The organism is Propionibacterium acidifaciens DSM 21887, assembly GCF_000426605.1.
Classification (GTDB): domain Bacteria; phylum Actinomycetota; class Actinomycetes; order Propionibacteriales; family Propionibacteriaceae; genus Propionibacterium; species Propionibacterium acidifaciens.
Genome location: NZ_AUFR01000016.1, coordinates 12018 through 37489 on the forward strand (window position 1 = coordinate 12018; position 25472 = coordinate 37489).

At 73.0% G+C, this 25472-nt stretch carries 20 protein-coding genes; 10 read left to right on the top strand and 10 right to left on the bottom strand.

What is annotated here, in order from left to right:
* Positions 1–35: 35 nt before the first annotated feature.
* The 4 genes from K336_RS15150 to K336_RS0107070 all read left to right on the top strand — a co-directional run bounded on the left by K336_RS15150 (position 36) and on the right by K336_RS0107070 (position 5847).
* Complete coding sequence (locus K336_RS15150; protein ID WP_081660663.1) at positions 36–1142, top strand: App1 family protein; 1107 nt, start codon at positions 36–38, stop codon at positions 1140–1142.
* A gap of 114 nt (positions 1143–1256) precedes the next feature.
* Positions 1257–2270, top strand: coding sequence for an MDR family oxidoreductase (locus K336_RS0107060; RefSeq protein ID WP_028706641.1), 1014 nt, complete (start codon positions 1257–1259; stop codon positions 2268–2270).
* Between the two features lie 104 nt (positions 2271–2374).
* Positions 2375–4837, top strand: a complete 2463-nt coding sequence (locus K336_RS0107065; RefSeq protein ID WP_028706642.1) for a DNA gyrase/topoisomerase IV subunit A — start codon at positions 2375–2377, stop codon at positions 4835–4837.
* Between the two features lie 95 nt (positions 4838–4932).
* Positions 4933–5847: a 2-dehydropantoate 2-reductase gene (locus K336_RS0107070; protein WP_021797032.1), complete on the top strand. Its 915-nt coding sequence runs from the start codon at positions 4933–4935 to the stop codon at positions 5845–5847.
* Here the strand turns inward: K336_RS0107070 and K336_RS0107075 are convergent, their stop codons facing one another.
* Complete coding sequence (locus K336_RS0107075; protein WP_028706643.1) at positions 5848–6189, bottom strand: hypothetical protein; 342 nt, start codon at positions 6187–6189, stop codon at positions 5848–5850.
* Between the two features lie 403 nt (positions 6190–6592).
* Positions 6593–8674 carry a DNA gyrase/topoisomerase IV subunit B gene (locus tag K336_RS0107080; protein WP_028706644.1) on the bottom strand — a complete coding sequence of 694 codons (2082 nt, stop codon included), beginning with the start codon at positions 8672–8674 and terminating at the stop codon, positions 6593–6595.
* A 149-nt stretch (positions 8675–8823) separates the two neighbouring features.
* Here K336_RS0107080 and K336_RS0107085 point away from each other — a divergent pair, with 149 nt between their 5' ends.
* On the top strand, positions 8824–9021 hold the full coding sequence (locus K336_RS0107085; protein WP_028706645.1) for a DUF7455 domain-containing protein: 198 nt from the start codon (positions 8824–8826) through the stop codon (positions 9019–9021).
* Between the two features lie 132 nt (positions 9022–9153).
* A complete protein-coding gene (locus K336_RS15155; RefSeq protein WP_043150501.1) occupies positions 9154–10251 on the top strand; it encodes an iron-containing alcohol dehydrogenase family protein in 1098 nt (365 codons plus the stop codon).
* A gap of 194 nt (positions 10252–10445) precedes the next feature.
* On the opposite strand, the gene K336_RS0107100 is transcribed toward K336_RS15155, so the two are convergent.
* Positions 10446–12023 (bottom strand): RNA polymerase sigma factor, encoded by a 1578-nt coding sequence (locus K336_RS0107100; RefSeq protein ID WP_081660664.1) that lies wholly within the window; start codon positions 12021–12023, stop codon positions 10446–10448.
* 334 nt (positions 12024–12357) lie between these two features.
* On the opposite strand from K336_RS0107100, the gene K336_RS0107105 reads away from it, so the two are divergent.
* Positions 12358–13281, top strand: coding sequence for a sigma-70 family RNA polymerase sigma factor (locus K336_RS0107105; RefSeq protein ID WP_028706647.1), 924 nt, complete (start codon positions 12358–12360; stop codon positions 13279–13281).
* 60 nt (positions 13282–13341) lie between these two features.
* Here K336_RS0107105 and K336_RS0107110 read toward each other — a convergent pair whose 3' ends face one another.
* Positions 13342–14220: an acyl-CoA thioesterase gene (locus K336_RS0107110; RefSeq protein WP_021796727.1), complete on the bottom strand. Its 879-nt coding sequence runs from the start codon at positions 14218–14220 to the stop codon at positions 13342–13344.
* Between the two features lie 201 nt (positions 14221–14421).
* On the opposite strand from K336_RS0107110, the gene K336_RS0107115 reads away from it, so the two are divergent.
* Positions 14422–16200 carry an alpha/beta hydrolase family protein gene (locus K336_RS0107115; RefSeq protein WP_028706648.1) on the top strand — a complete coding sequence of 593 codons (1779 nt, stop codon included), beginning with the start codon at positions 14422–14424 and terminating at the stop codon, positions 16198–16200.
* Here the strand turns inward: K336_RS0107115 and K336_RS15160 are convergent.
* The 6 genes from K336_RS15160 to K336_RS0107145 all read right to left on the bottom strand — a co-directional run bounded on the left by K336_RS15160 (position 16190) and on the right by K336_RS0107145 (position 22216).
* The gene (locus tag K336_RS15160; protein ID WP_021796728.1) at positions 16190–16897 is read right to left on the bottom strand and encodes an acyltransferase; all 708 of its coding nucleotides are present in this window, start codon (positions 16895–16897) and stop codon (positions 16190–16192) included. The genes K336_RS0107115 and K336_RS15160 overlap by 11 nt on opposite strands.
* A 24-nt stretch (positions 16898–16921) precedes the next feature.
* Complete coding sequence (locus tag K336_RS0107125) at positions 16922–18205, bottom strand: hypothetical protein (protein ID WP_028706649.1); 1284 nt, start codon at positions 18203–18205, stop codon at positions 16922–16924.
* A 7-nt stretch (positions 18206–18212) separates the two neighbouring features.
* The gene (locus tag K336_RS16975) at positions 18213–19589 is read right to left on the bottom strand and encodes a hypothetical protein (protein WP_051245495.1); all 1377 of its coding nucleotides are present in this window, start codon (positions 19587–19589) and stop codon (positions 18213–18215) included.
* On the bottom strand, positions 19586–20260 hold the full coding sequence (locus K336_RS0107135) for a YveK family protein (protein WP_028706650.1): 675 nt from the start codon (positions 20258–20260) through the stop codon (positions 19586–19588). The genes K336_RS16975 and K336_RS0107135 overlap by 4 nt, the downstream gene beginning before the upstream one ends.
* 70 nt (positions 20261–20330) lie before the next feature.
* The gene (locus K336_RS0107140) at positions 20331–20933 is read right to left on the bottom strand and encodes a YdcF family protein (RefSeq protein ID WP_021797726.1); all 603 of its coding nucleotides are present in this window, start codon (positions 20931–20933) and stop codon (positions 20331–20333) included.
* Positions 20930–22216: a lipopolysaccharide biosynthesis protein gene (locus K336_RS0107145; RefSeq protein WP_021797722.1), complete on the bottom strand. Its 1287-nt coding sequence runs from the start codon at positions 22214–22216 to the stop codon at positions 20930–20932. Before K336_RS0107145 ends, K336_RS0107140 begins: the two co-directional genes overlap by 4 nt.
* 249 nt (positions 22217–22465) lie before the next feature.
* Here K336_RS0107145 and K336_RS0107150 point away from each other — a divergent pair, with 249 nt between their 5' ends.
* On the top strand, positions 22466–23023 hold the full coding sequence (locus tag K336_RS0107150) for a DapH/DapD/GlmU-related protein (RefSeq protein ID WP_021797724.1): 558 nt from the start codon (positions 22466–22468) through the stop codon (positions 23021–23023).
* Positions 23020–25443: a glycosyltransferase gene (locus tag K336_RS17675; protein WP_081660665.1), complete on the top strand. Its 2424-nt coding sequence runs from the start codon at positions 23020–23022 to the stop codon at positions 25441–25443. The genes K336_RS0107150 and K336_RS17675 overlap by 4 nt, the downstream gene beginning before the upstream one ends.
* The last annotated feature ends 29 nt before the right edge of the window (positions 25444–25472 follow it).

Genomic DNA, 25472 nt, shown 5'->3' on the forward strand with positions numbered 1-25472 from the left:
CCGCGAGGCCCCGGGGCGCCCGTTAGGGTGGGGTCATGAGGCACGGATCGGTGATCGGCGTTCACGCCAACGACTTCGTGACGCGTCGCATCGGCGCCGTGCTGGGGCGGCGCGGCTGGCGCGAGCGGCCCGTCCCCTTCATCGGCTACGGCACCCCGGGGCGCGTGCGCGTGCTGGGGCGGCTCGTCCTGCGCCCCGACGACGAGAAGCTGCTGCCGGCGCACGCCGCGGCATGGCTGCACCGCCGCGGCTGGCGCAACTTCCTCGAGCTCCCGGCCCCGCACCGTCCGGTGCGGCTGACGGTCGCCGGCCGCACACGGACCCTGCGCACCGACCGCCGCGGCTACGTCGACACGATGGTCGACTCCGAGCTCGCCCCCGGCTGGCACACGATGCACCTGGCCGCCGGCAACGGCTCGGGGGCCGAGATGCCCGTGCGGATCATCGACCCCGACGAGGACTTCGGCGTCATCTCCGACATCGACGACACGATCATCAGCACGTGGATGCCCCGCCTGCTCCTCGCCATCTGGAACAGCTTCTTCCAGCTCGAGGGCAACCGGCGGGCGGTGCCGGGCATGGCGCGCCTGTACCAACGGATGCTGGCCGAGCACCCGGGCGCGCCGATCTTCTACGTCTCGACCGGCCCGTGGTCCTCGATCCGCTTCCTCGAGCGGTTCATGACCCGGCACGGCTTCCCGCCCGGCGCGCTCCTGCTCACCGACTGGGGGCCCACCCGCACCGAGTGGGTGCGCTCGGGCACGGACCACAAGCGCCGCACGATGGCCGGGCTCGCCCGCGAGCTCCCGACCATCCGCTGGGTGCTCGTCGGCGACGACGGCCAGCACGACCCCGAGCTCTACGAGGAGTTCGCGCAGGAGCACCCCGGGCGGGTGCGGGCCGTGGCGCTGCGCTCGCTGAGCCCCACCGAGCAGATCCTCGCCCACGGCACGGTGCCGCCGCTGGCCGAGCCGCGCCGCCACTGGCGCCCGCGCCGGGTGCCCTCGCTCCACGGCGCCGACGGCGACGCCCTGTGGCCGGCGCTGGCCGACGTGCTGGGCCTCGGGGACGAGCCGACGACCGTCCGGCGGCCGGTCGCCCGGCGGGCGGGGCGCCGGCGGGGCTCCCCCGCGGGGTCCTGAGCGGCCGGCCCGCCCGGAGGCCCGACGAGCGGAGCTCCTTGCGGAACCCCCGGCCGGCACGGCATTCTGGGAGGGCTCTCCCACCGGGCCGCCCCGAACCACTGGAGGTGCAGCATGCCGCGCGCCATCGTCATCCGTTCCAACCCCGCCCACGAGCACGGCGACGACCGGCCCGTCAACACCGCGGCCGTCGAGGAGGTCGACGAGTCCTTCCTCGGCGACGACCCGGTACTCGTCGAGGTCAGCCACTCGAGCATCAACTACAAGGACGCCATGGCGCTCACGGGCCTGCCCGGCATCGTCCGCCGGACACCGCTCATCGGCGGCATCGACCTGGTCGGCACCGTCCGGCAGTCCTCCGACCCGCTCTGGCGGCCCGGCGAGGCGGTCCTCCTCAACGGGATCGGCATGTCCGAGACCCGCAACGGCGCCTTCAGCGAGCTCGCCCGCGTGCCCGGCGACCGCCTCGTCGCCCTGCCGTCGTGCCTGAGCCCCGCCCGGGCCGCGGCGCTCGGCACGGCCGGCTACACCGCGGCCCTGTGCTTCCTGCGGCTGCGCCGGGCCGGGCTCGTCACCGGCCCCGAGCGGCCCGTCCTCGTCACCGGCGCCACCGGCGGCGTCGGCTCGGTCGCCATCCTGCTGCTCGCCGCGGCGGGCCACCACGTCGCGGCGCTCACCGGCCGCCCCGAGGAGCTGGGCGACTACCTGCGGGGCCTGGGCGCCGAGCGGATCGTCGACCGCGCCGAGCTGTGCGACCAGCGGGGCGCCCTCCAGAAGCAGCGCTGGTCCGGTGTCGTCGACACCGTCGGCGGCCAGGTGCTCGTCAACGCGCTGGCCCAGACCGCCTACTCCGGCACCGTCACGGCCTGCGGCCTGGCCGGCTCCCCCGCCCTGCCCGGCACCGTCATGCCGTTCATCCTGCGCAATGTGACCCTGGCCGGCGTCGACTCCGTCGAGGCCCCCGTCGAGGCCCGCCGCGAGGCCTGGGGCCTGCTCGCCGCGCTGCCCGGCGAGCGCATCGACGCCGTCACCGCGCGCACCGTGCCGCTCGACGGCGCCATCGGTGCCGCCGAGGAGCTCATCGGGCACCGCGCGCACGGCCGCACGGTCGTCGAGGTGCGCGCCTGAGCCGGGTGCTGGCTGATCGGCCCCCGACCGGCGTGGAATGATTCCCCCCGTCGCCCCGATGCCCGAGAATCGGGGCTGGCCCACAGTCAGGAGCAGATCAGCAGATGACACGCACCACGACGCCCCCCGAGGACGACTTCGAGGAACGCATCATCGACGTCGACGTCTCGAACGAGATGGAGTCCTCCTTCCTCGAGTACGCCTACTCGGTCATCTACGCCCGCGCCCTGCCCGACGCCCGCGACGGCCTCAAGCCGGTGCAGCGGCGCATCCTCTACGGCATGAGCCAGCAGCGGCTGCTGCCCGACCACCCCTTCGTCAAGTGCGCCCGCGTCGTCGGCGACGTCATGGGCAAGCTGCACCCGCACGGCGACTCGGCCATCTACGACGCCCTCGTCCGGATGGGCCAGGACTGGTCGATGCGGCTGCGGCTCGTCGACGGCCACGGGAACTTCGGCTCGCTCGACGCCGGGCCCGCCGCGATGCGCTACACCGAGTGCCGCATGGCCCCCGCCGCGCTGCCGATGATCGAGGGCCTCGACGAGGACACCGTCGACTTCCGCCCCAACTACGACGGCAAGGAGACCGAGCCGGCCGTCCTTCCGGCCGCCTTCCCGAACCTGCTCGTCAACGGGGCGACCGGCATCGCCGTCGGCATGGCGACGAACATGCCCTCGCACAACCTCGTCGAGGTCGTCCAGGCGCTGAAGCACCTGCTGGGGCACCCCGACGCCGACCTCGACGAGCTCATGCGCTTCATCCCGGGCCCGGACCTGCCCACCGGCGGCAGGATCGTCGGGATGGGCGGCATCCGGGACGCCTACGCCACCGGCCGAGGCAGCTTCCGGACCCGCGCGACGGCCCGCATCGAGCAGGTGAGCCCGCGCCGGCGCGGCATCGTCGTCACGGAGCTGCCGTTCGCCGTCGGGCCCGAGAAGATCATCGAGCAGATCAAGCACCTGGTCCAGACGAAGAGGATCACCGGCATCGCCGACGTCAAGGACCTCACCGACCTGACCAACGGGCTGCGCCTCGTCATCGAGGTCAAGAACGGCATCAACCCCGACGCCCTGCTCGCCCAGCTGTACCGGCACACGAAGCTGGAGGACTCCTTCGGCATCAACAACGTGGCGCTCGTCGACGGCCAGCCGCGCACGCTCGGGCTCAAGGAGCTCCTGCAGGTCTACCTCGACCACCGCCTCGACGTCTGCCTGCGCCGCGCCCGCTTCCAGCTCGACAGGGCGCAGGAGCGCCTGCACCTGGTCGAGGGCCTGCTGCTGGCGATGATCGACATCGACGACGTCATCGCGATCATCCGCTCGTCCGAGGACGCGGGCCAGGCCAGGGAGCGCCTCATCGCCGCCTTCGAGCTCGACGAGATCCAGGCCAACCACATCCTCGACATGCAACTGCGCCGTCTCACGAGGCTCAGCCGCATCGAGCTGGAGACCGAGCGCGACGAGCTGAGGCGCCGCATCGAGGAGCTCACCGGGATCATCGAGGACCCGCAGCGCCTCCACCGGGTCGTCTCCGACCGGCTCACCGAGGTCGCCAGGAGGTACGGCACGCCGCGCCGCACGGTGCTGCTGGAGGACTCCGGGGCCGCCCTGCCGGCCGCCGCCGAGCCGCTGGAGATCCCCGACGGCCCGTGCTGGGTCATGCTCGGCTCGGCAGGCCTCGTCGCCCGGATGAACCGTCCCGAGGGCGCCGCGCACCCCGACGCGCTGCCGGCCTCCGGGCCGCGCGGACGCCACGACGTCATCGTCTCGGCGATCGCCACGAGCACCCACGCCGAGTTCGGCGTCGTCACGACGGCCGGGCGCCTCGTGCGGGCCCGCGTCATCGACCTGCCCGAGACCGTGCAGACGGCCAACGCGCCGAGCCTGCGCGGCGGCGCCCGGCTCACCGAGCTCGTCGCCCTCGAGCGCGACGAGCGTCCCCTCGCGCTCACGACGCTCGACCCCGACGGCCCAGGACTGGCGGTCGGCACACGGGCCGGCGTCGTCAAACGGGTCAACCCCGAGGTGCTCACCCGCGACGCGTGGGAGATCATCCGGCTCGACGACGGCGACGAGCTCGTCGGCGCGCTCCAGCTCGTCGACGAGGACGACGACCTCGTCTTCGTCACCTCGGACGCCCAGCTGCTGCACTTCCCCGCCTCGCTCGTGCGCCCGCAGGGCCGCGGCGGCGGCGGCGTGGCGGGCATCCGACTCGGCGAGGACGCGCAGGCCCTCTGGTTCGGCGCCTCGCCGACGAGCGGCGCCGTCGTCGTGACGGTGTCGGGCTCCTCGGAGGCCCTGCCCGGCACCGAGGCCGGTTCCGTCAAGCTCACCGACTTCGCCGAGTACCCGGCCAAGGGCCGCGCCACCGCCGGGGTGCGCTGCCACCGCTTCCTCAAGGGCGAGGACGCCCTGACGCTCGCCTGGGTCGGCCCGGCGCCGGCCGTCGCCGCCGCGGCCAGCGGCTCGGCCGTCGACCTGCCCCCGGCGACCGGGAAGCGGGACGGCTCCGGAACGCCCCTGGTCCGGCCGGTGGCGGCGGTCAGCTCCCGCGTCATGCCGCACTGAGCGATCACTGCGCGGTTCCGGCTCGTCCTGCGGTCCCCGTGCGTCTTCGCACGACAACCGCGGGGTCGGGCAGCACCCGCCCGTAGACTCGGGCCATGAGATTCGCTGTCGTCGGTGCCGGTGGCGTGGGTGGTTTCCTCGGCGGGCGGCTGGCCCGCGCCGGTCACGACGTGTCCTTCGTCGCCAGGGGCCGCACCCTCGAGGCGCTGCGGGCCGACGGGCTGCGGCTGGTCGGTGACGAGGAGTTCACCGTGTCGGTCACCGCGACCGACGACCCGGCTGCAATCGGCCCAGTCGACTACGTGCTCAGCTGCGTCAAGGCCACCCGGATCACCGAGGCGCTACGGACCGCCGGTCCCCTCATCGGCCCCGGCACGGCCGTCGTCACCACCCAGAACGGCGTGGACGGCCCGCGCCTGACCGCCGGGGTCGTCGGCGATGGTCACACGCTCCCCGGCGTCATGAAGATCTTCGCCATGACCGAGCAGCCCGGAGTCATCGCCCGCCACGGCGGGCCGGGGACGCTCGAGGTCGGCGAATGGGACAACGCCGGCACCGTCCGCGTCCGCGCCCTGCGCGAGGCGCTGGAGGGGGCGGGCATCGGCTCACCCGAGCCGGACGACATCTGGGCCGCCCTGTGGCGCAAGGCCATGATGGTGATCCCGCTCGGCGAGCTGGGCGCCATGACCGGGCTGACCCTCGGCGAGCTGGGCGCTCGGCCCCAGCTGGCCGACCTGTGGCGCCGAGCCACCGCCGAGATCGCCGCCGTGGCGCAGGCGCAGGGCGTCGACGTGGGGGCGGACGCGGTCGACGAGATCATGGCCTTCAACGCCCGCCAGCCCGCCGGCAGCACCGCCTCGCTGTGCCGCGACCTGATGGCCGGCCGCCCCAGCGAACTCGACCCGCAGACCGGCGCGATCGTCCGGCTCGCGCACGAGGCGGACGTGCCGGTCCCCCTGCACGACCTCATGCACGAGGTGCTGCGCCTGGGCCGGGCCCGGGCCGGCTGATCAGCCCCGCCCCCGCCCGGCCGCGATCCGCGGCACCCGGCCGGGCAGGACCAGCAGGCCGGCGGCGAGCACGACGGCGATGCCGACGATGCCGAGGTACTGCGTGTTCTCGGCGCCGGTGGGACGGGCTCCGAGGCCGACGCACAGGCCGAACATGGGCGGGGCCAGGGGCGAGGCGACGCGGCCGACGTTCTGCGGCGTCGGGACCCGGTCGATGACGCCGTTGCAGAGCGAGCCGGCGACCTCGGAGGCGACCGTGCCCAGGTCCAGCATGATGAAACCCGCCCACAGAAAGACGGACTCGTCGGCGATGAGGAACAGGGCGGCGTCGACGGCCGCCACGGCCCAGGGTGAGGACCCGCAGGGCGCTCATCGTCCGGCCGGTGCGGTCGGTGTTCCGGCCCAGCACGGGCGCGACGAGGGCGATCACGGCAGAGGCGATCGTCATGCAGACCAACTGCACGTACCAAACTGCACGTAGGCGGTGTGGTTGGCCGAGCCGAACGAGGGGCCGACCAGGTAGACGGGGAACACGAGGATCGTGACGACCGTGTTCCACGGCTGGGTGCCCCAGCCCCACAGGGCCCGGGCCAGGACGCGGGTGCGCGAGGCGGCGTCGACCGGTGCGATGGGCGGCCCGGGACGGGGCGGGCCCGTCCGGAGACGGCTGTGCCGGCCGAGCTCACCGCTCCAGGCTACGGACCGGGCCAGCGGGCCGGACCGTGTCCCGGTGACCGGACACGGCTCACACGTCGATGCGGTCCTCGTCGAGCTGGTAGGCGCCGGCGACGATGAACTCCTTGCGCGGGGCCACCTCGTTGCCCATGAGCAGCTCGAAGGTGCGCGATGCGGTCTCGGCGTCGTCGATGGTGATGCGGCGCAGCATCCGGTGGCGCGGGTTCATCGTCGTGTCGGCCAGCTGGTCGGCGTCCATCTCGCCGAGGCCCTTGTAGCGCTGCGGCTCCTTGAAGCGGATCCGCTTCTTCGTGAGCTCGGCCGTCTTCCGCTGGTACTCGGGGTCGGAGTAGGTGTAGATGTACTTCTCCATGCCCTTGCGCGGATTCGTCAGCTCGAAGCGGTGCAGCGGCGGGACGGCGCTGTAGACGCGGCCGGCCTCGATCATCGGGCGCATGTAGCGGAAGAAGAGCGTGGCGAGCAGGCAGCGGATGTGGGCGCCGTCGGAGTCGGCGTCGGCCATGAAGATGACCTTGCCGTAGCGGGCCTGGTCGAGGTCGAAGCCGGCCCCCGAGCCGGCGCCGACGACCTGGATGATCGCCGAGCACTCCTGGTTCTTCAGCATGTCGCCGAGGGAGGCCTTCTGGACGTTGAGGATCTTGCCGCGGATGGGCAGCAGGGCCTGGAACTCGCTGTCGCGGGCGCGCGAGGCGGTGCCCAGGGCCGAATCGCCCTCGACGATGAACAGCTCGCTGCGCTCGCCGTCGGCGCTGCGGCAGTCCTTCAGCTTGGGCGGCATGGAGCTCGACTCGAGCGCGTTCTTGCGGCGCTGGTTCTCCCGGTGGGCCCGGGCCGCCCGACGGGTGCGGGAGGCGTTGACGACCTTCTCCATGAGGGCGCGGGCCTGGGCACGCACGGCGGGTCGGGTCGAGCCCAAGTAGTCCCCCATCCGCTCCTCGACGATCCGGGCCACCAGGCGGGTGACCGGCGGCGTGCCGAGGACCTCCTTGGTCTGCCCCTCGAACTGCGGCTCGGGCAGGCGCACCGTGATGACGGCGGTGAGGCCCTCGAGGATGTCCTCCTTGACGACGTCGTCGCTGGCCCGCAGCAGCCGGGTGCCGTCCAGGCCGGTGACGAAGGCCCTCGTGAGACCGCGCTCGAAGCCCTGGACGTGGGTGCCGCCCTTGGGGGTGGCGATGATGTTGACGAAGGAGCGCTCGACGGTGTCGTAGCCGTTGTCCCAGATGACGGCGATGTCGACGTCGAGCCGGCGCTGGACGTCGGTGGGCGTCATGACCCCCGACTCGTCGAGCATGGGAACCGTCTCGACGAACGAGTCGGAGCCCTGGAGGCGCAGCACCTCGGTGACGGGCTCGCCGGTGCTCAGGAAATCGGCGAACTCGCTGATGCCGCCGTCGTGCCTGAAGGACTCGCGGACCGGCTCGGGGCCGCGCTCGTCGTCGAGGACGATCTCGAGGCCGGGCACGAGGAAGCTGGTCTGGCGAGCCCTCTCGACGAGCTTTTCGACGGACAGCTGGGCGTCCCCGAGGAAGATCTGCCGGTCGGGCCAGTAGGTGACGCGGGTGCCCGTCACGCCCTTGCGCACCCTGCCGACGCGGCGCAGCCCCCCGCCGGGGGTGAAGCCGGCGTCCGGGCCGTCGCCGTCGAAGACGCCGGGGACGCCGCGCCGGAAGCTCATGGCCCAGGTGGCGCCGTCGCGGTCCACCTCGACGTCGAGGCGGGAGCTCAGGGCGTTGACGACCGAGGCCCCCACGCCGTGCAGGCCGCCGGCGGCGCCGTAGGAGCCGGCGCCGAACTTGCCGCCGGCGTGCAGCTTCGTGAAGACGACCTCGACGCCGGTGAGGCCGGTGCGCGGCTCGATGTCCACGGGGATGCCCCGCGCGGCGTCGGCGACGTGGATCGACCCGTCGGCGCGCAGCGCGACCTCGATGCGCCTGCCGAAGCCGACCAGCGCCTCGTCGACGGCGTTGTCGATGATCTCCCACAGGCAGTGCATGAGCCCGCGGGTGTCGGTGGAGCCGATGTACATGGCGGGGCGCTTGCGGACGGCCTCGAGGCCCTCGAGGACGAGGAGGTTCTTCGCCCCGTAGGAGCGCCGCTCGGAGTTCTTGCTGCTCGTGGTGCTGGACACGAGCGGAACTCTATCGGCGCGCACCGACGATCCCCGGCAGCGGCAGGCCCCGCGGACCGGTTCGGCGCGGCGGGGCCTCCGGGCCGAGCCGGGGCCGGCCTCCCGCCGGATCGGCCCGCCTGTTGTCCCCTGCGCGTACTGTGGGTGCCGTGAGCACGCCCGTTGTTGAGAACACCCGGTTGACCGCAGCCGACCGCTGCGACCGATGCGGTGCGCAGGCCCATCTGAGGGTGCGGCTCGCGAGCGGCGGGACGCTCCTGTTCTGCGCGCACCACGCCCGCGCCCACGCCGAGAAGATCAAGGAGGTCGCCGTCCGTCTGGAGGGCGACACCTCGCTCCTCAGCTGAGCCCCCTGCGGCGCGCCGGGCGCCCGCCCCGGCACCGGCCCGACGGGGCTAATTCTTCACCCGGGGTCCGTCCCGGCGGCGGGCCGCCCCGGCACCGGCCGGGTCCGGCGGACGACGAAGCGGAGGCCGACGATGAGCAGCACGTCCAGCACCTATCTGCCCGACTGGACGATCGGCGGCGCCGACGTCCACACCGCGCTCCCCGGGATCGTCTCGGCCCACGGCTCGAGCGCCGTCATCATCGGCGGACGCCGCGCCATGGCCGCCGCCGAGCCGAGGATCCGCGGGGCGCTCGAGGGCTCCCCCGTGTCCGTCACCGGCTCCTTCGTCGCCGGCGACGAGGCCACCCAGGAGAAGGCCGACGAGCTCCAGGGCGCCGACGAGGTGGCCCGCGCCGACGTGATCCTCGCCGTCGGCGGCGGCAAGATGATCGACCTGTGCAAGCTGCTGTCCATCCAGACCGGCAAGGCCCTCGTCACCATCCCGACGATCGCCTCGACCTGCGCGGCCGTGACGCGCGTCGGCGTGATCTACCACCCCGACCACTCGTTCAGTCGGCACATCTTCCGCAACCGCCCGGCCGAGCACACCGTCATCGACACCGACATCATCGCCAGGGCCCCCACCGTGTACCTGTGGGCCGGCATCGGCGACGCCCTGAGCAAGCAGGTCGAGAGCCCCTTCAGCTCGCGCGGCCTCGCCCTGGGGCACTCCGACCGCGTCGGCGTCGACATCTCGCGCCGCGGGGCCGAGCCGCTGTTCGCCCACGGCGCGCAGGCCCTGGCCGATGCCGAGCGGGGCGAGGCGAGCGACGCCGTGCGCGAGATGGCGCTCACCATCCTCGTCACCACCGGGCTCACGAGCGTGCTCGTCCAGCACCGGTTCAACTCCTCGTTCGCCCACGCGGTGTACAACGCGCACACGACGATGCCGGACGCCGGGAACCATCTGCACGGCGAGATCGTCAGCCTCGGCGTCCTCGTCCTGCTCACCCTCGAGGGGCAGTTCGCCGAGCGCGACCGCTTCCACGACCTCAACGCCTCCCTCGGCCTCCCGACGCGGACCGACCAGGTCTCCGTCGGGCCCGGGCGCCTCGACGAGTTCACCGACCGCATCATGGACTTCGTCAGGCCCGAGGAGGCCCCCTACCCGATCACCCGCGCGATGGTCCACCAGGCGCTGCTCGACCTCAACGCCTACTCGGCGGCCCGCGAGGCCGAACGCCCCTGAGGCCGAGACCGGGCGGCGGCCCCACGGTCCTGCGAGGCGGCGCCGGGCGGGACGCGCGCCATCGGGCCGGCCCAGGCGGGAGGGACCGCCGGGGGCGGCGAGGAACAGCCCAGCCCGCGCGGGCCCGGATGCGTCGACCGACAGCAGCGGCGTCCCGGCGATGAAGACGCCCAGCCCGCGCGGGCCCGGATGCGTCAGTCCAAGTAGTCGCGCAGCACCTGGGAGCGGCTCGGGTGGCGCAGCTTGCTCATCGTCTTGGACTCGATCTGGCGGATGCGCTCGCGCGTCACGCCGTAGACCTTGCCGATCTCGTCGAGGGTCTTGGGCTGGCCGTCGGTGAGGCCGAAGCGCATCGAGACGACGCCCGCCTCGCGCTCCGACAGGGTGTCGAGCACGTCGTGCAGCTGCTCCTGGAGGAGCGTGAAGTTCACGGCGTCGGCCGGGACGATGGCCTCGGAGTCCTCGATGAGGTCGCCGAACTCCGAGTCGCCGTCCTCGCCGAGGGGGGTGTGCAGGCTGATCGGCTCGCGGCCGTACTTCTGCACCTCGATGACCTTCTCGGGGGTCATGTCGAGCTCGACGGCCAGCTCCTCGGGGGTGGGCTCGCGGCCCAGGTCCTGGAGCATCTGACGCTGGACGCGCGCGAGCTTGTTGATGACCTCGACCATGTGGACGGGGATGCGGATCGTGCGGGCCTGGTCGGCCATGGCGCGGGTGATGGCCTGCTTGATCCACCACGTGGCGTAGGTGCTGAACTTGTAGCCCTTGGTGTAGTCGAACTTCTCGACCGCCCTGATCAGGCCGAGGTTGCCCTCCTGGATGAGGTCGAGGAAGAGCATGCCGCGGCCGGTGTAGCGCTTGGCCAGCGAGACGACGAGGCGGAGATTGGCCTCGAGCAGGTGGTTCTTGGCGCGGTGTCCGTCCTCGGCGATCCACTCGAAGTCCTCGCGGTCGGCGGGCTTGATCCTTCCGGGGTGCTGGGCGAGCTGCTCGTCGGCGAACAGCCCGGCCTCGATGCGCTTGGCCAGGTCGACCTCCTGGGCGGCATTGAGGAGGGCCACCTTGCCGATCTGCTTGAGGTAGTCCTTGACGGGATCGGCGGTGGCGCCGGCGACTGTCACCTGCTGCTCGGGCTCGTCCCCGTCGTCCTTGTCGGAGAGGCTGAAGCCCTTCGTGTCCTCGTTGATCTCGGCCTCGTCCCTCTCGGCCGCGCTCCGGTCGAACGCCGACTCGTCGACGTCGTCGAGCGTGCGCTTCCTGCCGCCGGCGCGCACGACGATGTCGTCGCCGTCGCGTTCGAAGGTGACCTCGATGCCGTCCGCCTCGGCGGTGCCCTCGGGCTTGCCGGCCATGGCCTTCGTGAGGACGGCCTTGCTCGTCGTGCCCGTGCCGCCCGAGGACGCCCCCCTGGCCGGCGCCCGGCGGGCGGACCTCCTCCTCGTCCCGGTCTTCTTCGTCTTCGTCCCGGCGCCCCCCTCGGACGTCCGCTTCCTCGTCGTCCTGCGGGTCGCGGCGCCCTTGGCCGGCTCGCCCGCCACGCCCTTCGCCGGCGCGGCCTTGGACGACGCACTCCTCGACGTCGACCGCTTGACCGCGGTGCCCTTCGTCCCGGTATTCTTGGCCGGAGCGCTCTTCGTGCGGGTGCGGGCCGGTCTCGTGGCCTTCTCCGCCGACGCGGCGCCGGCTTCCTCGGAGGTCTGGACAGGGTTCTTGGTGGGAGCCGTCACAGGGGACCTTTCCAATTGGTGAAGCGTTCGACGGGCCCGGGGCATCGGTCCGGGACCAGGGCGCACTCAAGGCTGCATGTGTCAAGAGGACGCCACCCACCAGTGTGTCACCCGGCAACAAACGGCAGCCGTCCGGCCTGGTCCGCCCGCCGTCCGAACGGCCCGTCGGGAGACGCCAGGCACCGCCCAGGAGCGACGAAGACGCTGGTCACAGGGCCACGGACCACCGCCCCGCGTCCCGCTGCGGTCGCTGGGGGCATCAGACCGCGGTGGCAGGACCACCCGCGGATGGACCTCTTCTCAACTTTCCTGCGGCCTCCGGGATGGTTTTCCCCCGCCGAGTTGTTGGAAACTATGGATGGACGACGGAAGGGAACCGATGGAGAAGACTCGCGCACGCAGCAACGACGGCATCGACGGCAAGGACTCGGTGGGCCTCTACCTCGAGTCGATCGCCAAGACCCCGCTGCTCGACGCCGCCGAGGAGGTTGAGCTCGCCCGACTCATCGAGGCCGGCCAGTACGCTCAGGCGATCCTCCGCGGGGACGCCGAGACGACGAGCGACGCCACCCGCGAGGAGCTGGAGACCATCGCGGAGGAGGGCGAGCACGCCATGCAGCACTTCGTGCGCGCCAACCTGCGCCTGGTGGTCTCCGTGGCCCGCAAGTATGGACGCTCCCAGATGCCGCTGCTGGACCTGGTCCAGGAGGGCAACACCGGCCTCATCCGCGCCGTCGAGAAGTTCGACTACGCGAAGGGCTTCAAGTTCAGCACCTATGCGACGTGGTGGGTGCGCCAGGCCATCAGCCGCGGCATCGCCCAGCAGGGCCGCATCGTGCGCCTGCCCGTGCACGTGGCCGAGCAGGTCAACCAGATCCTCGCGGTGCGCCGCAACCTGGAGCGCAACCTGGGCCGCGAGCCGGAGGTGGCCGAGATCGCCGAGGAGCTCGGGGTCGAGGAGTCGAAGGTCGTCGACCTCATCCGCTACTCGCGCGAGCACGTCAGCCTCGACGCCCCGGTCGAGGACGACGGCGACACCTCGCTCGGCGATCTCATCGCCCGCGAGACGGCGCCGGGCCCCGACGAGCTCGTGCTCGACGCCGAGGACCGCACGCGCCTGGAGGGCATGCTCTCCGACTTGGACGAGCGCTCCGCCGACGTCATGCGCCGCCGCTACGGCCTCCTCGACGGCCGCCAGGCCAAGCTCGCCGACATCGGCGCCGTGTGGGGCATCACCGCCGAGCGCGTGCGCCAGATCGAGCGCGCCGCCCTCAACCAGCTGCGCCTGACCGCCTCGGTCTGAGCCCGGACGCGACGGAGGGGCCCGCCATGGCGGGCCCCTCCGTCGCGTCCACCGCCGGCGTCAGGTGAGGAGATCGCGCTCCTGCCGGAGGACCCGGATGAGGCCCTCCTGGGAACAGGAGGCGACCATCGTGCCGTTCTGGAAGAGGCGGCCGGTGGCGATGCCCAGGCTGTTGGAGGCCGACGGCGAGAGCATGTCGTAGAGCAGCCACTGGTCGGCTCGCACCGAGCGGTGGAAGTGCATGACGTGGTCGAGCGTGGCGACCTGCAGGTGCGGCGACATGTAGGCGACCGAGTGCGGGATCACCGTCACCGACAGCAGGGTCAGGTCCGACAGATAGGCCAGCACCGCCTGGTGGACGGCGAACTCCTCGGCGGGCAGGGGCGCGGTCGTGCGCACCCACACGCGCATGTGCGCCGGATGGTTGGCCGGCTCGATGAGCCCGCCCCGGCTGGAGTCGCCGGCGAAGCGCACGTCGAGGGCGTCCCACTCGTGCCACAGCGGCGAGGCCCCGTAGCGCCTCCTGCTGATGTCGAGGAAGCCCGGGCAGTCGTCCGGGGGCGGCACCTGCGCGGCGATCGGGTCGGAGTGGTCGAGCCCCGGCTCCATCTCGTGGAAGGAGTAGGAGCCGGTGAAGATCGTGCGCCCGTCCTGGAGCGCGGTGACGCGGCGCACGGAGAAGGTGCGCCCGTCGCGCAGCGGCTCGACGGCGTACTCGATGTCGCTGTCGGCCTGGCCGGGGCGGATGAAGTAGGAGTTGAGGGAGTGCGCGACCCTCCCGGAGGGCACGGTGCCGTAGGCGGCCATGAGGGACTGGGCGAGCACCTGCCCGCCGTAGGTGCGCTGCATCATCGTGCGCGGATGACGCCCGATGAAGACGCTGTCGGGCTCGGCGCGCAGGCGCAGCAGATCAACGAGTTCAGCTGTTGTAGCCGGCATGTCACAACTCTGCCACGTCGGACGCCCCGCCGCGGCGATCATCGGGCCCGACCCGGCGCGCGGCCGGCGGGGCGGGGCGCCGGCCGGACCCGATGGCGTAGGATCATACCGGTCGGACCGCAGTGCCGACGAGCGTACCGTTCCTCTTCCTCCCCCTCCCCCGCATCCCCGGTCCGGGTACGCGCCGATGAATGGAAGACCGTGTCCGAGAACACCGTGCCCGAGAACCCCGTCACGGGCGAGGGGCCGAGCCCCGGGCCCCCGTGCTCCCCCTCGCCGCGGTTCGGCTTCCCCCGCCCCGGCGTCCAGGGGGTCCCCACCTGGATCGGCGGCCCGGACGACTACCTGTCGGCCTGGGTCCACTCCCCCGAGGGCGGCACCGCCGAGGGCGTCGTCGTCATCGCCGGGCCCGTCGGCCGCGAGGCCGTCATCACCTTCCGCGCCCTGCGGGCCCTCGCGATCGCGTGCGCCCGCTCCGGCCTCGTCGCCGTGCGCTTCTCCTGGCGCGGCGACGGCGACTCCCACGGGCTCGACGCCGAGCCCGACCCGGCCGGGGCCTGGAGCGACGACATGGCCCGCGTGGAGCGGTACGCCGCCGGGCTCCTGCCCGGGCACGGGGTGACGACGCTGGGGCTCCGCCTGGGCTGCGCGATCGCGGCCCGCACCGGGACCGCCGGCGGACTCATCAGCTGGGAGCCGATCGACGGGCGCCACCAGCTGCGCCAGCAGCAGCTGCTGCGCAGCGTCGCGGTGCAGATCGTCCCCGACGACGATCTCCTCGAGACCCCCGCCCGCAGCTGGACCCCCCGGCAGGCCGCGTCCGTACGGGGGCTCGCCCTGGGGCCCGAGCACGCCGCCCGCGCAACGGTCGTCACCGAGGAGGACGGCCGGGTCGCCGAGCGCCTCTACGCCGTCGCCCCCCACCTGGCCCGGGTGCCATGGGAGAGCCTCGACCGGATCGTCGGAATGATCCCCCGCGGCCCGGCCTCCGACCTCGTCCCGGACCCCGCCCGGTCCGTGGCCACCCGCCATGGGGGCGCGCTGATCAGCGAGGAGTTCGTGAGCGTCGACGGACTGCCCGGCGTCCTGACCCGCCCGGCCGGAGAACCGCGGCTGGCCGTCGTCTTCACCAGCACCGGCGGCGAACCGCGCGACGGCGGAGCCGGGCTGTGGGCCCAGAGCGCCCGCGAGCTCGCCGCGGCCGGGGCCGCGAGCCTGCGCTGCGAGCGCAACGACCAGGGCGACGCCTACAGCGGCCGCACCGACGGCGAGCCGAACCCGTTCAACGACCAGGGCGTCGCCGACTGCGTCGCCGCCATCCGCGCGCTGCGCACCGCCGTGCCGCGCACCCCGCTCATGACCGTCGGCGCGTGCATCGGCATGTGGCTGTTCGGCCGCGCGGCCGAGCAGGTGCGCATCGACCGCCTCGTCATCCTCAACCCGACGGGGTGGAACCCGAGGGCGTCCCACTACCGCCACGTCCTCGAGGGCCCCTGGCTGAAGAAGCACCTGCAGCACCTGCGCGTCGACCACCCTCTCACCGCCGAGGGCGCCGCGAACGGATTCTCCCGCTACGAGCGCACCAAGCAGGCCGCCAAGCGGACCCGGCAGCGGCTGCTCCGGCTGGCGCCGCGGCGCGCCTGGACGCTCCTGGCCCGGGCCGGCGTCTTCGACGACGCGGCGATCCTGCTCTCCCGGGTCCCGGCGACGACCGCCGTCCAGATGCACATCGGCGAGGACGACGCCCCGCACTGGCGCACCGAGCGCGGGGACGAGGCCGTCGCCCGGCTCAGCGCGCGGGGACGGGCCGTCACCGGCAGCCACGAGAGCACGCTCGACCACTCGCTGCTCGCCGGGGCCTCGCGCGTGCGCGCCCGGCGGATCATCATGGACGCCGCCCTGGGGCTCATGGCGGCGGGCCGGCGGGACGACGGCGCCCCCGAGGACCGCGCGGACGAGGGCCCCCGGATCAGCCCCTGATCGTCCTGCCCGTACCGGGCACGTAGAGATTCCACGTGTGGGGGTGGCGGCGGTGGAACCAGGCCCCGTCGACCTTCTTCCGGAAGACGGCCGGGTTCCCGGCGTACAGGCTCTCCGGGCGCTCGTCGCCCCGGGACCGCAGGAGCGTGGAGCCGGCCGCGAGCACCGAGTGCGGCGGCAGCTCGGCGCCGCCGAGCAGCAGGCACCGGGCGCCCACGAAGCTGCGCTCGCCGACCGTCACCGGGTAGGCGGCCTGGGCGTCGCGCCCGAGGTCGACGCCGTGCGTGAGGACGGTCGTGCCGTGGCCGGCGACCGAGGCGAAGGAACGCACGTGCACGGCCGCCGAGCAGTCGAGCTGGTGCCGGTTGAGCACCTTCGCGCCGTCGCCGAGGAACAGGCCGTTGGGCTCGGGGTAGTTGGCCTTGTATGCGGGATGGGCCGAGACGAGGTTGAACCTGCCCAGCATCGCGTCCTCGCCGAGCTCGACGGCGCCGAGGTGGCGGATCATGTTGCCGGAGAGCACCGAGGCGCCGTCGGCGACGACGAACTCGTCGACGTCCCACACCAGGTTCGGGGCGACGCTGGCGCGAGGGGCGATCCGGTGCCCGAGACGGGTGAGCAGACGGTTCTTCATGGCGCCCGCCGGCAGCAGCCAGGCCAGGGCACGGGCCACCGTCAGGGCACGTGAAGCGGACATTCGAGGGCTCCTCTCAGCTGGTTCTCAACGTACTGGACCGGTGCGCACCGGATCGGGGGAGGCGGGGGCCGCGCCCACCTGCGGCGGCCCCGCGCCGCCCGGCGACCGCCCGAGGCGCCGCCCCGCCAAGCGCGCCTGGAGCGCATCGATGGACGGGCGGGCGATCCGCTCGACGACGGCGAGCACGACGAGGAACTCCTGGATGCGCATCGTCATGCGGGTGTTGTACTCGCAGAACTGCACGGCCGCGATGATCCCCAGCGCGATGCCCGCCGCCAGGGCGACCGGCATCGTCGCATTCGTACAGCGGCCCAGCGACAGGAGGCAGAGCCTGGTGAGCAGGCCGAAGACGACCACCGAGCCGATGACGCCGGCGATGCCCCACAGGGAGCCCCACTCGCCCACGGCGGAGAAGGGGATGTAGTCGTGGACGCGCATCGAGTCGGCGATCTGCGGCCAGCCCGTCACGCCCGAGGGCAGCGGGTTCACCTCGACGAGCAACTGGTCCAGGCTGATCCAGCGCACGCTCGTGCAGTAGATGACCAGCGGAACGATGAACGCGATGTTCTCGGCGAAGCTGATCCACACCGACGACAGGTAGTCCGGGCCGGTGAGCAGGTCGATCGTGGCGCCCGTGTACGGGGTGATGCCGTGCGTCGCCTGGCCCCGGTTGTGGAGCGGCACGGGCAGGGCGAGGAGCGCGAAGGCGATGCCCGCCAGCCATCCCCACCACGGCACCGGGCGCCCGCCGAGGACCCGGCCCAGCAGGTGGAGGATGACGAGGCCGCAGAGCACACGGGTGCCCGAGCCGAACATGAACGCGCACGAGACGACGAGGAAGAGCGCGCTCAGGGCCCGGTGCCGACGCCCGATCATGCCCGACAGCATCGGTAGCAGCGGCGAGAGGGCGCTGGACGCCACGACCACCGCGTGCGGCCCGGTCGTCATGAGATAGGCGGTGGCGTAGAAGAGGTAGCGCCCCTTGGCCAGCGCGTTCATCACGATGATGACGAGACCCAGGCCGATCCACACGGGCATGAGGAGCTCGACGGGCTCGCGGGTGCGCTCGGTGATCTCGGACGGGGTCAGGCCCCTGCCCAGGGGGAGCACGAGGGCGACGAGCACGCCGACCACGATCGCCGCGACCAGACGCACCGCGGCGTCGTGGTCGTAGACCCGCCAGACCTTCAGGAAGGGCCCCGCCGCGCCCACGGAGGGCTGCCCGACGGCCCACTCGGCCACCGGGAGACAGACGAGGAAGAGCAGCCCGACGATGAGGACCGGCAGACGATCGATGGTCAGCCTCATGCCGGGCTCACCCGATCCTCGTGATGATGTCGCCCGCGTTGCAGAAGACGATGCCCTCGACTCCCTGGACGGGGCCGATCTTCGTCCGGATGTCCCCGCTCGGGGGCTGGCGGAAGGCCAGCACGCAGTTCGGCGAGGCGCCCGAGATGGTGATGGGCCCGATGTAGCAGTCGGTGATGTTCGGCGTCGCCGAGACGACCGCGCCCTCGTAGCCGTTGTCGTTGCCGGCGAAGTTGCAGCCCGTGATCGTGTGACCCGAGATGTACCCGCCCGAGACCGAGCCCGAGGGCATCGCCCGCGAGAAGTCGTCGCCGTTCTGGTCGAGGTAGGCGATGCGCAGGTCGGAGGCGTCGGCGAACTCGTTGCCGAACTTGTTCGCGTCGATGAGCAGACCGGATCCGGCGTTGGCCTTCTGGTCGCCCGGCACGATCCACACGGCGATCCGGTTCGTGCCCGGGGCGGACTGGACGAAGTCGTTGTTCTGGATGTGGGTGTTGTTGCCGCCGTGGTCGAGCTTGATGTGCACGCGGTTGTTGACGAAAGCGTTGTCGGAGACCGTCGACCCGTCGGTGAGCCCGGACAGGGCGACGGCGATCGAGTTCGTCGAGTCGGCCGCCGAGAAGTAGTTCTGGGTGATCTTCCAGTAGGGCATGTCCGAGGAGGCGTGGCAGATGGCGTTCTCCTTGTAACTGACGAAGCGGCAGTTGCGCACGACGTGGATGGTCGTCACGTTCGCGCCCCGGTAGCGGTTGCGGATGACCGCGCGGCCGCCGGTGAAGCTGATGCCCTCGATGAACAGGGAGCTCCACTGCTGGTTGGAGTCGATGAGACAGTCCGAGTCGATCGTGATGAAGGTGCGGCCGGCGCCCAGGCCGCGCAGCACGGGCGCGTTCACGTCGATGCCGGATCCCTTGTAGACGAAGGCCCCCTCGCCGAGTGTGAGCCCCTCGCGGATGGCCCGCTCGATGGTCTCGGTGTCGTCGACGCCGGTCGCGACGAGCCCCTCGCCGGTCACCGGGGCGTACTCGGGCGTGTCGGGGGCGCCCGGGCTCGGGGCGCCCGGGCTCGGGGCGGCCGAGGACGGGTCGGCGGCGGGGGCCGTCGGGCCGGTGCTGCCCGGCGCGTCCGAGGCGGCCTGGCCCGGGGAGTCCGCCGCGGTGCTCTGGTCCGCGCCCGGGGAGGCCGAGGCGGATGCGGAGGCGCCCTGATCGGCGCCGGCCAGGGCCGAGGCGGAGACGCACGAGGCGGCCGAGGCGGACCCGCCCCCGGCGGTCCGGGCCCCGGCGGAGCCCTTGACGGCCCCCTGGGCGCCGCAGCCTGCCGTGCCGAGAGCGACGGCGCCGGCTGCACCGGCACCGAGGAAGAAACGACGAGAAGTCCTCATGAGAGTTCCACAACCTCCTGATGGTGCGCGCCGCGGCGGGTCTGGGAGTCGTCGGTGCCGCGGCGCTGGGCCGACTCGACGACGAGGGCGATGATGACACCGACGACCAAGCCGACCAGGAGGCCGACGAGGCCCCCGGTCAGCGGGTTCGGACCGGTCTCGACGACCGCATCGGCGCCGTCCTGGATGATGATGGTCTTGAGCGCCGGCGAGCCGGAGCCCTGCTTCATGCCCGAGCCGACGATCTCGTCGCCGAGGACGGCGACGGTCGTGTTGGCCAGCCGGGCGGCGCTGTCCGCGTCGTCCCCGGTGGCTGTGACCTCGACGATCGAGGTGCTCAGCGGGACGCTCGGGTGGATGCGCCCGGCCAGCTGGGTGACGGACTGACCCAGGCCGAGACGGGAGTCGACCTCGTTGAGGACGACGCCCGAGGTGGCCAGGGACGAGTAGGTGTTCATCGACTCGGAGATCGTCGTGGCGACCGTCGACTGGTAGTTCTGCTGGGCCCCCTCGTCGGGGTCGGCCACGCTGATGAGCACCGAGGCCGTCGAGGAGTAGCGGGGGGTGGCCAGCGCGGCCCGGCCGGTGCCGCCGAGCAGGCCGATGATCGCGACGACGAGCACGATGGCCCAGTGCGCCCGGACTGCTCGGAAGGTTCTTGAGGTCTTCACTGTTCGGTTCCTTCGGTGGGGCGGTCGGTGGGGTGGGTTGGTTTCCTTCGGTGGTTCTGGTGGGGTCGGCTCACCGGCACGGTCCCATGACGGCCGCCTTGACGAAGGCGACGCCCTGGTAGGCGAACTGGCGGGCCCAGCGCGGGGGGTTCATGCCGCCGTCGTAGGACAGCACCGTGACCGGCCCGCCGCCGCACTGGCCCATGATGTAGCGGGTCCGGCTCACGTGCGGGCGGGCCGTCAGCACGATGACGGTGCCCCAGCCCCGCTCGGCGCGCCAGCGGGCCAGCTGGGCCGCCTCGCCCCTCGTCGTCGAGGGCTCGGGGACGAAGCAGGTGACGGGATAGGGGTGCTCGGCGGTGCAGAAGGCGGTGCTCGGCGCGGGGTCGAGGAGCGAGCCGTGGGTCGGCGTCGAGACGACGAGCTCGTCGGCGAGGCCGGCATCCATGAGCCGGAGGGCGTCCGCGATGCGGCCGGCGTCGTGGGGGCCGAGCACGAACAGCACGTCCGCGTGCCCGGGGAGCCCGGCGCGGTCCGGGAAGGCGACGAGGCGCACGTCGACCGCCAGGAGGGCGAGCAGGGCGACAACCACGGCGGACAGGACGGCGCGCCCCCGCCGGCCGAACCGGTCGCGCCGGTGGAGCCGGCGCCCGGGACCGCTCCCCGCGCTCATGCCGCCCTCCTGGCCGGCACGCTGACGGGCTCGTCCTCGAAGGCCCCCTCGACCGCCGCCCGGCGCGGGAGCCGGTCGACCCGGCCGGACAGATCGGGGCGCACGCCCACGTACTCGTCGACGATGCGCGCGAGCATCGAGCCGACGACCCCGATGAGGGCGCCCTCGGCGTTCCACAGCCGCACGCCGACGCCGACCAGCACGACGGCCAGCAGGCCGCTGGCCAGGTTGGCGCGAGTGATGCGGCGCAGCCTGTCGAAGGCGGTGAGCACGGCGCGGCTGAGGACGGTCTCGTAGGTGCCGAGCGCCACGAACAGGGCCATGAGGACGGTGACGCCCATGCCCGGCCGGATGATGCCGCCGCCGAGGTAGTCGGTGAGCAGGGGCCCGAGCGCGATGACGGCGACGGCGATCACCGCGCACAGCGGCACCATGAGGAGCAGCGCCCGGCGGCCGCGGTCGCGCTGGTCGCCGCGCGGCACCCAGCCCTGCATGACCGTGGACAGGGGGGTGATGGCCACGGTGATCTGACGCTGAACCCGGTCGACGAAGGCGTACATCGGGCGGGCGGCCGGGTTGAGGAACGAGACGAGGACCATCGGCAGCGACAGGACGGCGGCGTTCGTGATCGACGCGGCCACGCCGTCGAACTGCTCGCGCAGGACGACGGCGATCGAGCGCGTCCTGCGGGGGAGGGCCCCCTCGCGGCGCAGCCGGGCCAGGATGTAGATGCTGCTGCAGAGGACGCCCGCCACGATGCCCAGGCACTGGCAGCCGGTGCCGACCAGGGCGTCGGCGCCCGCGCTGCGCATGAGGAGCCAGCCGGCCATCGTGCCGGCGACGCGCGGGACCGTTTCGACGAGCAGGAACCAGTAGGGCGCCACGATGCCCACGAAGTACCACTGGCCGCTCATGCCGATGACGGCCTGCGCCAGCGCGCCGATCGCCCCGAAGCCCCGCAGGCCGGAGCCGGCGAGGACGGCCCCGATGACGCAGCAGGCCAGGCAGACCGGCACGCAGAGGAACAGCCGGGCGCGCAGCGCCTCGACGTACTCCGCCCGGCGGCCGTCGGCATCGGCGCGGGCGATGATCGCGGGCCCGGACATGCCCCAGCCGTAGCCGATGACGACCGCCCCGACCGAGCCGATGACCTGCCCCGCGCTGAGGGCGCCGTACGCCGTGTCCCCGGAGGCCCGGATGAGAGCAGGGATGACCATGAGGGATGCCAGTGCCAGCATGATCATCGACAGCCCGTACCCGATGGCCGTGGATGCACTTCGCATGCGGGAACTCCTCGCTCGGCTGCGCTCGTCCGGAAACGTCAGGGGATGGTGGGGGGACGGGATCAGGGGTGTTTCAGGACCCTCCCCCGAGGTCGCTGGAGCAGCCCCGGGGAACAGCCCCTGCGTCATGGTAGCGCCCGTGATCCTTAGAGAAATCATGTCCGCATCATGTGTTTTACTACGGTACCTGAGAAAACTGAACGCTACCGTTGAGTCCAGGAACCGAGTCGACCAGGAGCCACCCCAGACATGACAGATCCCACCCAGGCGCCCCACCTCCACCGGCTCGCCGAGTTCACCGGCCGGGGCTATGACAAGGGCCGCGGACGGCTCATGTGCGCGGCCTGGGCGCTCGTCGCCGAGCCCGCCCAGCGCTCGGTGCTCATGCCCCCCCGGCTGCGCGCCCTCCTGCTGCGCGCCTTCGGCGCGAGGATCGGCCGGGGCACGCTGATCCGTCACGGCGTGCGAATCCACTGGCCGTGGAAGCTCACCGTCGGACGCGACTGCTGGATCGGCGTCGGCGTCGCCCTGCTCGACCCCGCCCCGATCACGATCGGCGACGACGTGTGCCTCAGCCAGCAGGCCATGCTCTGCACCGGCTCGCACCGGGCCGACGACCCCCGCTTCGAGGTCGACCTGGGCCCCATCGTCGTGGGCTCGGGCAGCTGGATCGCCGCGCGGGCCACCGTACTGCGCGGCGTCACCATCGGCAGGGACGCCGTCGTGGGCGCGACCGCCCTGGTCACCCGGGACGTGCCCGACGGGGCGCGGATCCTGGCGCCCCGGGCCGAGGAGCGGGTCCGGTGAGAATCCTCCAGATCGTCACGGCGATCAGCCCCGCCAACGTCTACGGCGGCCCCACGACCGTCGCCGTCAACCAGTGCCGCGCCCTGGCCGACGCCGGGCACGACGTCCTGCTCGCGGCCGTCGGGCTCGGTTTCGAGGGAGCCTTCCCCGACAGCTGGGAGGGCGTACCCGTGAGGCTCTTCCCCGGCCACCGGGTGCTGCCCGGGGCCGGTTTCGCCGGCCTGGCCGGCCCGGCCCTCCACCGTTGGCTGAACCGCCACGTCCACGAGGCCGACGTCGTCCACGTCCACCTGGCCCGCGACCTCGTCTCGCTGCCCGCCGCACGGATCGCCCAGCGGGCCGGGGTGCCGGTCCACGCCATGACGCACGGCATGATCGACGCCTCCGACAACCCGCTGGCGGCCCCGCTCGACAGGGCCCTGACCGCCCGCGTGCTGGGCGACTGCGCTCGCGTCTTCCACCTCACCGGGCGCGAGCGCGACGACCTGCGCTCGCTGTTCGGCCCCGGCCTCCGCCTCGAGGAGCTGCACAACGGCGTCCTCGTCCCCCCGGCCGAGCCCGGGCACCGCGCCGACGGGCCCCTCACGGTCCTCTACCTGGCCCGCGTCCAGGAGCGGAAGCGCCCCGGCGCCTTCGTCGAGACAGCGGAGCGCCTGGCCGGCGAGTTCCCCGATGCGCGCTTCGTCATGATCGGGCCCGACGAGGGCATCGGCGAACGGGTCCGCGCGCAGATCGCCGCGACCGGGCTCGGCGAGCGCCTCGTCTGGCGGGGCCCGGCGACGCACGAGGAGGGCGCCCGGGCGATGGCCGGGGCCGACGTCTACGTGCTCCCCTCGGTCGACGAGCCCTACCCGATGAGCGTCCTCGAGGCCATGGCCCAGGGGCTCCCGGTCGTCCTCACGGACAGCTGCGGCCTGGCCCCGGCCGTCGCCGAGCACGGCGCGGGCATCGTCACGGACGCCTCGACCGACCAGGTCGCCAACGCGGTGCGCACCCTGCTGTCCGACGCGGACCGGCGCCTGGCCACCGGCCGGCGGGCCTGGGCCACGGCCCGCGACGTCTTCGGCATGCCCGCCATCGCCCGTCAACTCGTCGAGGCCTACTCGTCCAGCGGCTCCTCCTCGTCCGGCGGCTCCTCCCCCGGCTCCCCCGGCGCGTCGGACGCGCCGGGGCGCCCGCGGCCCGGCCGACGGGCCCCCGAGCCGCGGAACGTGCTCCTCGTCGGCATCAACTACACCCCCGAGAGCACCGGCATCGCCCCTTACACGACCGGCATGGCCGAGGGGCTGGCCGCCGCCGGCCACCGGGTGCGCGTCATCACCGGCGTGCCCCACTACCCGTCGTGGTCGAACTTCACCGGCATGCGGGGCCTGCGCCGCCGGGAGCGCATCCACGGCATCGAGGTGCGCCGCGTGCGCCACTTCATCGGCTCGGGCGGCCACGGCCCCGGGCGCATCGGCCAGGAGCTCAGCTTCGGCGCCGGCGCCCTGACCAGTTCGTGGCGCGGCGCCGAGGCGGTCATCGCCGTGAGCCCCGCCCTGCTCGCCACCGCCTGCGTCCTCGCCCGCGCCAGGGTCACCGGCAGGCCGGTCGGCGTGTGGGTGCAGGACCTCTACTCCTCCGGCGCCGCCGAGATAGAGCAGGCCGGGCTCGTCTCGCGCCTGCTCACCCGGGTCGAGTCCCGGGTGCTGCGCAGCGCCGACGGCGTGCTGGTCATCCACCCCCGCTTCCGCGACCACGTCGTGAACGTCCTGGGCGTCGACCCCGACCGGGTCGCCGTCTGCCGCAACTGGTGCCACGTGGACGCCGACCGGTGCGACGAGCGGCTGGCGGCGGGGCTGCGCAGGCAGTACTTCGGCGACGCCCCGGTCGTCGCGCTGCACACCGGCAACATGGGTGCCAAGCAGGGCCTGGAGAACCTCGTCGACACGGCCCGCTACGCCGAGCGGACCGGCTCCGACACGGTCATCGCCCTCGTCGGCGACGGCTCCCGCCGCGAGGCCCTCATGGAGTACGGGGCCGGCGCGAGGAACCTCGTCTTCGTGCCCTCGCTGCCCGACGAGGAGTACCGCGCCATCCTGGCGGCGGGCGACGTGCTCCTCGTCAACGAGAAGCCGGGCCTGCGCGAGATGGCGGTGCCCAGCAAACTCACCACCTACTTCCGCAGCGGCCGGCCGGTCGTCGCGGCGACCGAGCCCGACTCGTCGACCGCCCACGAGATGGCGGCCGCCGGAGCCGGCGAGGTCGTCCCGCCGGCCGACCCGGCCGCCCTGCTCGGCGCGATCGAACGCATCGCGGCCGACCCCGCAGCCGCGGAACGGACCGGATGCAGCGCCCAGCGCTTCGTCCGGGAGAGGCTCACCCCGGACGCGGCCGTCACGACCGTGCGCGATTGGCTGTCGCGCATGACGGGCCGCTGAGACGCCGGACCACCGGACCGAGCAAGCAT